Origin of the sequence: Pedobacter sp. (assembly GCF_045628745.1) — a bacterium.
In the GTDB taxonomy this organism is placed as follows: domain Bacteria; phylum Bacteroidota; class Bacteroidia; order Sphingobacteriales; family Sphingobacteriaceae; genus Pedobacter.
The window spans coordinates 1-9,916 of sequence record NZ_JAZQPU010000102.1 but is presented as its reverse complement, the minus strand read 5'-3'; the positions used below and the strand labels follow the sequence as shown (position 1 = coordinate 9,916).

The following is a 9,916-nucleotide window of genomic DNA, read 5'->3' as shown; positions in this document are numbered from 1 at the left end:
CTGATGCAGAGAAATGATGAACGTGTATTGGTGGAAGTTTATGAGCGTTACTGGGCAAAAATGATGATCGTTGCCTTCAATCGTTTGGGGAGTCAGGAAGAAGCTGAAGAATGTGTTCAGGATGTTTTTTACAAACTATGGAAAATACGCCATAGTTTTTCCCTTGAAAAAGTCGAACTATCTAACTATTTAACCCGTGCCATACGCAATCAATCGTTTAATATGCTCGACCGCAGGTATCGGGAACGAATTAAATCTGAAAGTTATATTCCTACTGCCGACATTAACTTATTTTCTCCCGAGCGACAGCTGATTTTACGTGAATTACAGGAGCAGATAGACAATTCAATAAATGCATTACCCCCTCAATGTCAGCTTGTTTTTAAACTTAGTCGACAGGAAGGATTTTCAAATAAAGAAATTTCAAAAACACTTAACCTTTCGGAAAACACCGTCAAGTCACACCTTAAAAAAGCAAATAAAGATATCCAGGGCAATCTTGGTGTATTGATTGCCATCCTCCTGTTTTATTCTTTTTTTCAAAAATAAAATAACCGACTCACCCCTACCTTATGTTTTTCTGTCTATGTATATAGAAAAGCAATAGCATGTCCCAACCAACCGAATACATAGAGCATTTAGTATATAAATTTAATACTGGCAACATCACTCCTGATGAACTCCAGATTTTAACGGATTGGTACAATAGTCATGATGACGAATCTGCCGTTATTCCTAGTCAGCACAATGAATCTTTTCAGGAAGTTAAATCAAGAATGCTGAGCACCTTACTGGCTAAACTTGCCGACGAACAACCGAAATCAAAAAAACTGTATCCTCAACTGAAATGGATTGCTGCAGCTGCAGCAGTTCTTCTAATCGCCATGAGTATATGGATGGTACAGCAAAATGAAAAACCTGGGCAAAAAACAGAAGTAGTTAAGACAGCAGTAGAACCCGGGGGAAACAAGGCCACGCTCACCCTTGCCAATGGCAAGAAAATAGCATTAAGCAGCAGCCAGCCAGGAATCATAACCGATGATAAAATCACTTATAGTAACGGCATGCCTGTGGAAGATGCAGCCGTTAATCAATCAGACAATGGCAACCAATTAATTAGTTTGGAAACCCCACGCGGAGGAACTTACAGCATCATTTTACAAGATGGCACAAAAGTTTGGCTTAATGCCGCTTCCACTTTAAAATATCCAATAAAGTTCGATCCTAAAGAACGAGTAGTTGAACTTCAGGGTGAAGCCTATTTTCAGGTGAAATCTATTTATAAGAATAGTGGAGAAAAAGTACCATTTAAAGTCATCAGCAAAGGGCAGCAAGTGGAAGTACTGGGCACACAATTTAACATGTCGGCCTATCCAGAACAAGTGGCCGTAAAGACTACACTTGTGGAAGGGAAAGTTGCGGTCAGTGATCAACAAAACAGGTTCATCCTGATGCCTAATCAACAAGCAGTTACCCTTTCCGGTAAAACACAAATCAAAAACGTCAATGTGAATAATTTTACGGCATGGCGCGACGGAAAATTCAGCTTTGATGGAAAAACCTTTGAAGAAACCATGAATGAAATTGGCCGCTGGTATGATCTGGATATTATTTACGAAAATGGAATTCCCAGCGAAGAACTGGTCGGTGATGCTTTCCGCAACCAGAAAATTAGTCTTGTATTGCGTTTGCTGAATGTGGCACAAATTAATTATAAACTTAATACCACCAATCGTACCCTAACCATAACAGGAAATAAATAGATTCTATCACCTAAACAAGCAACATATGAAATAAACCTTACTCAACCGACCAACTGCCATCATTCCATTAGCGCCTAGCGGAGAACAGTCTACTTAAAAACGCTCTGGCAGCTATTCCATCAACAAACCAACCTAAATTAATGACTAAATCTTACTTAACACGAGTGATGAAAATAATCATGCTCCTACTTTTCGCTGGATTAACAACCGTTAGTGCCTCCAGCTTTTCGCAACAGATCACGTTAAAAGGAAAGAACATTCCTTTTTCTGCAGTAATCGAAGCCATAAGAAACCAAAGTGGCTATACTGTGTTTGGCACAAAGAAACTATTGGCATCCAGTAAACCAGTATCTATAGATGTAAAAAACATACCCTTAAAAGAGTTTATGGAAAAAGTACTCCAGAACCAATCAATAGGATATGAAATCGAAGATAAAACGATCTCGTTATTTGGCACATTACCAGATCCACACACAGAGGTCTCTACTTCTGCTACCGCTCAGCAACAGATCCTGACCGGATTAGTGCGGGATGCTGAGACACGTCTGCCACTTGAGGGTGTCACCGTTCTTTTAAAGGGCAGTAATTTACGTACGCAGACCAATAGTAAAGGAGAATACAGCTTAACTATTCCTGTTACTAGCACTAAACAAATTTTAGTGTTTTCCCATATTGCGATGAAAGCAAAAGAAGTGACCTACCAAAAACAAGTTAAACTTAACATTGAAATGGAACTTAAAGAGGATTCCATGAAGGAGGTAGTTGTTACTGGTATTTTTCAACGGGATCGGGAAGCCTTTACTGGATCTTCTGCCAGATATACGGCACAGGATTTAAAAGTAGTGGGTAACCAAGGAATTTTGCAAAGTTTAAAAACCCTCGATCCTTCATTTGCTATCATCGATAACAATCTTTTTGGATCGGACCCTAACCGCTTACCCGATATTGAAATTAGAGGAAAAAGTAGCGTAATTGGCCTTACAGATGAATATAGTGCCAATCCCAACCAACCCTTATTTATATTGGACGGTTTCGAAACGACTTTGGCTATTATCAGCGATTTGAGTATGGATCGTGTAGAAAGCATCACGGTGTTGAAAGATGCTTCTGCTACTGCTATTTATGGTTCAAAAGCTGCAAATGGTATCGTAGTAATTGAAACGAAGAGACCTACAGCCGGACAGCTCAGGGTGAGTTACAACTTTAACTCAACAGTTAGTTTCGCAGACCTGAGTGACTATAACCTGATGAATGCAGAAGAAAAATTACAGTTTGAGTATTTATCTGGTTTTTATGGCAGACTTAATAAGGATGGAGAACTTATCCTCGGCGCCAACCTTAATAATGAAGCCAGCTATTTTAATCGTTTAAAAGAAGTACGTAGAGGGGTCGATACTTATTGGGCTAATGAGCCACTTCGTACAGCAGTAACACAAAGACATACACTATTTGCAGAGGGAGGTGATGCCAACCTGCGGTACAGTGCCTCCATGAACTATGGCCTTACACCTGGTGTCATGGAGGGTTCAGATCGAAGGGCAACCAATGGAAATATACGATTGTTATACAGAAAGGGCAATTTCTCTGTCAACAACTCCTTGAGTATAGACAATGTACTTTCTAATAAAGAGACTTCTCCGTTTTCCAGCTTTTCGCGTGCCAATCCCTATTATCGTAAATATGATGCATTGGGGAATGTGAATAAGGTTTTAGAAGACTATCGTGCAACGGGGAGTATTGGCAGAGCGCCTATCTATAGTCCGCTTTACGACCAGAGCAATTTAAATATCAATCAACAGGAATCTCAGGGATTTACAAATAACCTGGAAATGGAATGGCGTATACTGGAATCTCTGCGTGCACGTGGGCGTTTTGGTCTCCGTAGTTTAAATACACATGATGAAATTTTCCGCTCCCCATTTAATATAGAGTTTGAGACAATAGATGCGTTAGAAAAAGGGAAATATAGTGAAACCAATGGTAAAAACATGAATTACGACGGTGATTTCAGTTTGACTTTTGGAAAAGTGTTTGCCGAAAAACATACGCTGAACATGGTAGCAGGGATGCGAATGGAACAATCTACCCGGCAGCAAAGTGCTTTCCAGGTCATCGGTTTTACTGATGATGAGTTTTCCAATCCTAATTTCGCTTTGGGGTATCCTGAAGGCAAACGTGCCGATTACCAGGAAGCAAAACGCCGTGGTGCTAGTTTTTTCATGAATACAGGTTATTCATTTGACCAAAGGTTCTTAGTAGATTTCACAATCAGGTCTGATGGGTCATCTATTTACGGATCCGAAAGACGCTTCTCGAATATCTGGTCTACGGGACTGGGTTGGAATATCCACAATGAAGCGTTTATTAAAGAAGGCAATTTAAAATGGATCGATCAACTTCGCTTACGTGGGTCCATAGGAAATCCAGGCAATCAAAATTTCGATGATTACATTTCTATGCGCATTTACCGGTACAATAATGAAAATCGAAATCCTTTTGGTGCCAGTACCCTCATTAATAATATGGGCAACAAAAATTTACAATGGCAAACAACCTTAGACCGCAATATTGGTTTAGATTTGGTTGTACTTAACAACAGATTCCGTATTAATGCAGATTACTTTGTAAAAACTACAGATCCCTTATTGGTTTATGTATCTCTTCCTACCTCCACAGGTATAGAGCGTGTAGCACAAAACATTGGTTCTCAAATTACAAGGGGATTCACCATTACAACAGACTACAGCATCTTCAGAACAAAGCAGCTCAATTGGAGAGTAAATCTCAACATGAGACAGCTAAAGTCTGAGTATCAAAAAATGGGGAATCAGTTATCCAATTTTAATGACGCCAACAAGAGCCGAAACCTGATCAGGTATTATGATGGTGGAAGTCCTTCAGATTTATGGGCAGTTCGGTCACTGGGGATAGACCCAACTACAGGCCGAGAGGTTTTTTTGAATAGAAATAATGAGCAAACTTTCGTACATGATTATAAAGATGAAGTTATTGTAGGTAACAGTGATCCAAACATGGAAGGTGTATTTGGTACCAGCATTTCTTACAAGGGTTTTCTTGCATCGGCCAATATGAGATACCGATTTGGCGGACAAGAATTTATGAAAACATTATATGATAAAGTGGAGAATATTACCGCTACTAATGTTGCCTTAAATCAAGATCGCCGGGCTTTATATGAACGATGGCAACAACCAGGAGACAATGCCCGTTTTAAAGCGATCTCAACAACCGAAGTAACGCCTATATCGTCGCGCTTTGTACAGGATAATAATTCATTGGTTGGTGAATCCTTTTCATTAGGATACGAAAACAGCACTGCGTCCTGGTTAAAATCACTTTATGCATCATCATTCACTGTGAGAGCATATATGAACGATATATTCTACGTATCCACGATCAAAAACGAACGAGGACTTGATTATCCTTTTGCACGTTCGATGTCATTCTCATTAGCAATCCGTTTTTAAAAATTTTTAATATAAAACATGAAAACTATATATAAAATACAGCTTTGCCTTTTATTAAGTTTGTTTTCACTCTCCTGTAATAAGTGGGTAGATGTAAAACCAACTGACCGACTTGGGGAAGATCAGCTCTTTATCAATAAAGAGGGTTACTTAAAAGCATTAAATGGCGTTTATGTAGAAATGACAAATGCTTCACTGTATGGTCAGGAAATGACTACAGGAACTGTAGATGTATTGGCCCAATACTATTATCTAAATGGAACTACGCACAAATACTTTCCTTACACCACTTTTGTTTATACAGATGAGAAAGTTAAAGCCACCTTCAACAATGCGTGGAAAAAAGCTTATGAGCTCATCGCCAACTGTAATGTGATTTTGGAAAAATGTGGTGATGCCCCTAGCGATGCCTTACCAGAACCTTATTATGGATTAATTAAAGGTGAAACCCTCGCGCTGCGGGCACTTTTTCATCTAGACATGCTACGCTTGTTCGGCCCCATTTATTCCGATCAAAACAAAACAAAGCCAGCTATCCCTTATGTCAATAAAACTGGCTTCGAAATTTCTCCATTATTAGGTTCCGAAGAAGTGATGAAGGCAATCACTAATGACCTTCAGGCAGCTTTGTTATTGATGGAGAACACCGACCCTATCAGAACAGAAGGTGTACGCAATGCCAGTAATCCATCTGGCAGTAACGAACTGTATTACCGTCAATACAGATTAAATTACTATGCCACTAAAGCGCTGCTGGCCCGCGCCTATCTATGGCAAGGAAATAAGGCAGAAGCATTGATTCATGCTGAGTCTTTGCTTCAGGAAGTGCAAAAAACAGGTAAGATAGTTTTTCCTTATGTTACAGCTGCCAATGTAAATCATGCAACATTGCCGGATCGTGTATTTTCTACTGAAGTGATGTTCGCCTTGTACGACATCAATCGGGTTGAGATGCACAAAAGAGTTTTTGATGTGAGCCTGAATGTAGCTTCTAAATTATCTTTTACTGGAGAAAACGTTACGGTAACACGTGTGAATGCAACTTATGATGATGCCAATGATTACCGTAGAAAAATCTGGCAAAATGTATCCTCAGGAACGATTACTGCTTTGACCAATATGAAATATGCAGAAGTTGTAAATGGCCCGGGCCGGTACATGATTCCCATGATCCGCCTGTCAGAAGTATTATTAATTGCCGCTGAATGTCATCCTGATCAGGCAACAGGGATGAGCTATTTAAACAAATTACGGACAGCACGCAATGCTGTAGATTTAGTTGCAGCTACACCTGCCGCACGGCTCACCCAAATTGGTAATGAGCACCGGAGAGAAATGCTTGGGGAAGGGCAACAGTTCTTTTTCTATAAAAGAAATTCTTATTTAAATATTCCGAACCACAATACCGTTCCTGGAACACCTGATAAAGCCATGTTACTCAACAATTATATCATTCCATTACCAGAAAGTGAAACCTCACAAAGGCAATAATCTAAATTAAACAACATGAAAAAAATATTAGTTTATATGATCCTTTTTCAATTTGCCATCATCTTTATGGGCTGTGAAAAAGAAATAATGTCCTACGAAGGTAAAGAAGGGGTTTACTTTGGTGTAAGGCACGGCAGTCCAAACAGTGACCAAAATAAATGGCCTTATCAACCCTATAGCAATGTAGAATTTATCCAAATCAAAAAAGATGTAGTTGAGTTTCCCGTGAAAGTTGATATATCAGGTCCTGTTAAAAACTATGACCGCAGTTTCCGGGTAGAAGTAAATCCAGATTCTACCACAGCCATTTTAGGAAAACACTATGAAGCAGTACAGGAGTTCTGGACTGTACGGGCTGGCTCTTCTACAGCTACAATTACTGTTAAAATTATGCGCACGCCCGATTTAGAAGATGAAAATAAAACCTTAGGCTTACGATTGCTTCCTACCAAGGATTTTGTTTTATCCTTCCCGGAATGGAATGCAATACCAGCACTTAATGGCGGTACCATTGTTGCAAAATTCGATGCAAGCCTGCATACCCTAAGAATCAACGACTTCATGGTAACACCTGGACTTTGGTTAGGTTCTCTGCAGGCCGGAAATAAAGAAGGTGGTGCCTTTGGTATATTTACACGTAAAAAAATGGAATTCCTAACCGAATATCTGGGTTTAACCTATGAGGATTTTGCCAGCAGCGAAACTATGCCTTTGGCTAGAGTAGCGCTTATAGGTGCAGACGCTGCAGCGATTTTAATCGAACGTTTCAATGCAAAAAACCCTGTATTGGAAGCGGATGGACGCCTGATGTTTTTCGGTTCAGTACCATGGACCTCAATTGTAGGAGTGCCTTACGTGCCAACTCCTTAATCGGCAGCAAATAGTATAGTTTCAACAAATTTAGAACCACCACATGAAAATACATCATTATACACTTATACTTATATCCCTTCTCTTTGCAGCTTCCTGTAGTAAAGACATAGGCGTTTATGAATACCATGACATTAATGAATTAAAGATTAGCGGCGTTGCAAGTACCATTAACCTAAGACGCACGCTAGATACACTACATCTCAACCCAACAATAGACGCTACTTTAGATGATGGGGACATTAACCGCTATAGTTATGCCTGGGTATTATCATCCGGACCGAAGATATTTGATACCATCGGTCGTGAAAAAAACCTGCATTATCCCATATTATTAAATCCTGGTCCTTATAATCTCTACTATAGGGTATTGGATAAAAAAACCGGGATCAAAGGTATGTCAAACATCACATTAAATGTAAGCACAGCATTTTCACGCGGTTTATTAATCATGGGTGAAGACGAGGAGGGTTATGCAGAAGCAGAGATGCTCTCGATGTTAAATGATACGATACATTTTAAGCATCTTTTATCAGAAAGTGGCTTACCGCGCTTACGTGAGCCCGTTAATTTTTTCCATACTGGTGGCACCTATGACCCTTATATCAAACTTTGGGTAAACACAAAGACACAATCGTATTATTTGGATCGAGTAACTTTAAAAAGTACGCCTGCAAATACTTTCAGCAGATTAATCTACGCTTCAGAGTCCATTGATCAGGCAACACTTCATCCTGTTGTCATTGCCCCTCAAGTGATGCAAGCCAATGGATATAATACTTCATCCGGAGGCTCAAGTTATCGTGTAATTTTAACAAAAGCTGGTGATATCTTTGCCTGCTACCTGGCAATCAATGGTGGGGACTTTTATACTAATCCGGTTAATAAGGCCAGTGATGCACCTAGCGTGCGCCTTGTTGCTGCACCTTACCTCCTGTATCCTATCAACAATATGTCGTCGTTTATGTGGTATGACATTAAAAATCAACGGTTTTTAAATTACACCTCACTTGGCTCAACAAACCCCGCCGCAGTGTTGACAGATAAAGATGATGGTACAGAACCATTTCCCTGGAATCAGGCAAAAACAGGCCGAAAGTTAGTCTATGCCGAAAACACCCGAGCAGTTGAAAGTGGTTATGCCAATGGGATTAGCTTTGCCATTATGAAGAATGCTGCAAATGTGCATTATGTATATAAATTCTATGCCAATGGAAGTGCCCCTGCTAGAATTGGCGCTTACACTATTTCATCCATAGCCACCAACTTTGACAAAGCAGACTTTTATGCATTTTCATCCAACCGTACGGTAATTTTCTATTCAGTAGGCAATAGACTCTATGCTTATGACTACAACCCTGGGAAAGAAAGAGTATATGAATTTCCATCAATCGGTAATGATCCGATCACCATGCTAAAGTTCGATACACAAATAAATTACGCCACCAATAGCTTATATATTGCTACCTATAACAGCTCGACGAAGGGCACTTTACGCCGTTTTATAGTAGGATCCAATCCGAATGTAGTAGAGCTTTTGCCTCAGGAAAACAGCACCTGGACCAACATGGTCAAAATCAAAGACATCAACTGGCGCGGGCTCAATTAACCAATTAAATATAAAAAGATGAACTGCATCCAGATCAAAATGATATTTGCACTTTGCTTAAGTCCCCTGGCCGCCTTTACACAGGCCGGGGATTTTAAGATCGAAGGAAAAGTAAACTCTAAATATAACGGCGCTTTTGTTAAGTTATACATAAGTCAAAATGACAAGCAAACAATAGACAGTTTCCAGGTAAAAAAAGGGATTTTTAAATTTCATGGAAAGGTTTCAGAACCTACACTGGGTACAATAAGCATGAACAAGCCAGGAATGGGTGATCGCATTGCCTTATTTCTCTCTCAAGGAACAGTTAGGGTATCCACAAAGGATTCTTTAAAAAACGCGCTGATTACGGGCACAAAACTAGCTGAAGAACAAGACATCCTTTCGAAATTGATGTCGGATGATGAGCAAAAGCTAAGCACCATGATCCATACGCTAAGTAGTATGCCTAAAGGACCGGAGAAAGAAGCCTATATACAAGATATGATGAAAGCTGTTAAGCAATTAAGTGTAAACAGAGTAAATACTATTCATCAATTTGCGAAGAACCATCCCGATTCCTATGTAACGCTTTATCATTTAGTGAATAATGTTAAAAATAGGTCAAGTTCAAAGAGCACCACACTCCCTTACTTTGAAAACCTAAGTGAAAAATTGAAGGAAACTCCAGTTGGAAAACAGTTTAAGAAAGAATT

The 9,916-nt window shown here is 39.6% G+C and carries 7 protein-coding genes; all 7 read left to right on the top strand.

Translation table 11 applies throughout. The features are described 5' to 3' along the window. Positions 1-549 (top strand): RNA polymerase sigma-70 factor (locus ACR2F7_RS04390; protein WP_432712375.1); only part of this gene is annotated, 549 nt, incomplete at its 5' end. 59 nt (positions 550-608) lie between these two features. Continuing rightward, positions 609-1,763, top strand: coding sequence for a FecR family protein (locus ACR2F7_RS04385; protein ID WP_432712374.1), 1,155 nt, complete (start codon positions 609-611; stop codon positions 1,761-1,763). Positions 1,764-1,903: 140 nt separating this feature from the next. After that, a complete protein-coding gene (locus ACR2F7_RS04380; RefSeq protein WP_432712373.1) occupies positions 1,904-5,251 on the top strand; it encodes a SusC/RagA family TonB-linked outer membrane protein in 3,348 nt (1,115 codons plus the stop codon). Positions 5,252-5,269: 18 nt separating this feature from the next. Next, a complete protein-coding gene (locus ACR2F7_RS04375; protein WP_432712372.1) occupies positions 5,270-6,742 on the top strand; it encodes a RagB/SusD family nutrient uptake outer membrane protein in 1,473 nt (490 codons plus the stop codon). A gap of 15 nt (positions 6,743-6,757) precedes the next feature. Then, positions 6,758-7,612 carry a DUF4843 domain-containing protein gene (locus tag ACR2F7_RS04370; protein ID WP_432712371.1) on the top strand — a complete coding sequence of 285 codons (855 nt, stop codon included), beginning with the start codon at positions 6,758-6,760 and terminating at the stop codon, positions 7,610-7,612. Positions 7,613-7,655: 43 nt separating this feature from the next. Continuing rightward, complete coding sequence (locus ACR2F7_RS04365; RefSeq protein WP_432712370.1) at positions 7,656-9,221, top strand: PKD-like family lipoprotein; 1,566 nt, start codon at positions 7,656-7,658, stop codon at positions 9,219-9,221. 18 nt (positions 9,222-9,239) lie between these two features. Beyond that, positions 9,240-9,916, top strand: a 677-nt coding sequence (locus tag ACR2F7_RS04360) for a DUF4369 domain-containing protein (protein ID WP_432712369.1), incomplete at its 3' end; no start/stop codon positions are given.

Bases quoted from the DNA above. Each gene is read 5' to 3' on its own strand.
- ACR2F7_RS04370 (WP_432712371.1), top strand. From the start codon at position 6,758: ATGAAAAAAATATTAGTTTATATGATCCTTTTTCAATTTGCCATCATC.
- ACR2F7_RS04365 (WP_432712370.1), top strand. From the start codon at position 7,656: ATGAAAATACATCATTATACACTTATACTTATATCCCTTCTCTTTGCA.
- ACR2F7_RS04380 (WP_432712373.1), top strand. From the start codon at position 1,904: ATGACTAAATCTTACTTAACACGAGTGATGAAAATAATCATGCTCCTA.
- ACR2F7_RS04385 (WP_432712374.1), top strand. From the start codon at position 609: ATGTCCCAACCAACCGAATACATAGAGCATTTAGTATATAAATTTAAT.
- ACR2F7_RS04375 (WP_432712372.1), top strand. From the start codon at position 5,270: ATGAAAACTATATATAAAATACAGCTTTGCCTTTTATTAAGTTTGTTT.